This is a genomic window from Microcoleus sp. BM001215392 (assembly GCF_036700185.1).
Taxonomy (GTDB): Bacteria; Cyanobacteriota; Cyanobacteriia; order Cyanobacteriales; family Microcoleaceae; genus Microcoleus.
Genome location: NZ_JAUBOJ010000660.1, coordinates 1 through 1,904, shown reverse-complemented (window position 1 = coordinate 1,904; position 1,904 = coordinate 1). Strand labels below are relative to the sequence as shown.

At 50.8% G+C, this 1,904-nt stretch carries 2 protein-coding genes; one reads left to right on the top strand and one right to left on the bottom strand.

The window, feature by feature from the left end; all coding sequences use genetic code 11:
* Positions 1–265: 265 nt before the first annotated feature.
* Positions 266–826 carry a DNA methyltransferase gene (locus QT974_RS33905; RefSeq protein WP_333472744.1) on the bottom strand — a complete coding sequence of 187 codons (561 nt, stop codon included), beginning with the start codon at positions 824–826 and terminating at the stop codon, positions 266–268.
* A gap of 170 nt (positions 827–996) precedes the next feature.
* On the opposite strand from QT974_RS33905, the gene QT974_RS33900 reads away from it, so the two are divergent.
* Positions 997–1,904 (top strand): tyrosine-type recombinase/integrase (locus QT974_RS33900; RefSeq protein WP_333472743.1); only part of this gene is annotated, 908 nt, incomplete at its 3' end.

Sequence of the window (1,904 nt, the reverse complement as noted above, 5' to 3'; positions counted from 1 at the left end):
TTACTACCGAAATGCTTCGCCCCTACGAATATATTTGCAAAAATGAGATGCACCCGTATTAGCTGCTGTTTTTCCTGCAATTCTCATGTCTTGAACCTGGGTTTGAACCATTAGCTCAAAAGCTGACATCGGCGGCTACAATACAGATTTTTTATTTTTTGTTAGGTAAGATGTACTGCCAAGGGGCAGTTCCAACGCAGGAAACATGGCAGAGAATGGCTATAATTGTCAGCCATACCAACTCGGATTGAGGAGAATCGTCAGCTCATTGTTTCCAAGCCTGCCACAATCGATTTAAGCCTTCAAGGGAGCGATCGCTAAAACAAGAACGAATCAGAGCCGGATAATTATCTACACAGCCAGGCAAATTTTCGGCACGTATTTTGACCTTTCTGATATGCTCTAAATAAAGAGCGGGGTCAGTTCGATATAACAACTTGGCTGAAGCAATCCTAGCAACGAAGGGATGAGCTTCTACTCCCAAACATTCAACCCCCATTTTCTCAGCAGCAAGCAGCGTCGTCCCCGCACCGGCAAATGGATCGAAGACAGTCGCACTCCGGGAGAACCAGCTAGCTCCGGGTTCGATTGGCATTTCACCCGCACCGGCAAATGGATCGAAGACAGTCGCACTCCCCCGTTCCAAGGCTTTAGCAATAACGGTTTCGACCCAAGAGGCCGAGAAACCCACACGCTCATCTCGCACCAGCGGTGAACGGGCAACTTCATGTTGTCTGTAAAGGTTGAAAAGGTGCTGTTGCCAAGAGAGAGGGGGCGGCGCTAGCGGCAGAACTTCCCCAAGAGGCAGCTTTAATTGTCTGACCATCAAAATTTATGCTCGTTCACTCAATTGCAGCGAGCGTCGCTGCGCCTGCAAGGTTTTGGAGCCCGCCGCTCATCATTAGTACGCTCGCCGAACGGACTGGTAAATTATCCATCTTTTTGCACCCCAGATTCAGGTAATCTGGTCTGGAAAGTCAAATTATCGGGCCGACTATGGACTTAGAACACGCTACTAATTCCTTTGGAGAAATCGCTTCGACGCGCGACCTAGTGGCAGAGCTGTTATCCGCCAAGCGCTCTGTCAACACTAGGCGTGCTTATGAGAAAGACTTGTACGATTTCTTTACGACAATGACGGAGCAGGAACCGCACCCGGCATTAGTGCGCGAGTTCCTACGGCTGAACCGCTTCGCCGCTGTCGCGGTGGTTCTCAAATATAAAGCCAAACTAATTGACAAGGGACTCAAGGAAGCGACGATTAATCGGCGGCTGGCGGCGATCAAAAGTTTGGTGAATTTTGCTCGCAAGGTGGGCGAGTGCGAGTGGAGTTTGGTAGATGTTGAAGGAGAGAAGGTGGTTCCTTACCGGGATACTACAGGGTTTGGCCGAGTTGCTTCTGAGAATGTGGCGGCGATGCAGTCGGTGTTGTCCATTCCTGACCGGAGTACGCCCCAGGGAAAGCGCGACTATGCAGTTCTCCGGCTGCTGTGGGACAATGCGTTGCGCCGGGGGGAGATCGGCGGAGCCAATATAGGCGACTTTGACCCGCTGGCCCGAACTCTGAATATTTACGGCAAAGGTAGGGGAACTCAAGCGCAGCTAATTGACTTGCACAACGCGACGGCAGATGCGATTTCTGATTGGCTGAGCGTGCGGGGAGCTGCAATGCCCCAAGAGCCTTTATTTATTGCTTTGACAAAGCGTGAATACGGGTTGAGGTTGAGCGGGTACGCTATTTACAAGCTTGTTTTCTCAACTTGCTCCGCTGCGGGAATTCCTAAAAGAATCAGCCCGCACAGAATACGCCACGCTGCAATTACGACGCTGTTAGATGCAAGCAACGGTAATACGCGAATGGCGCAGAAGTTGAGCCGCCATACCAGCTCGAACGTCCTTAATTG

What these genes read in the sequence shown, in the direction of transcription:
- QT974_RS33905 (WP_333472744.1), bottom strand. Translation starts at nt 826, where the DNA reads ATGGTCAGACAATTAAAGCTGCCTCTTGGGGAAGTTCTGCCGCTAGCG.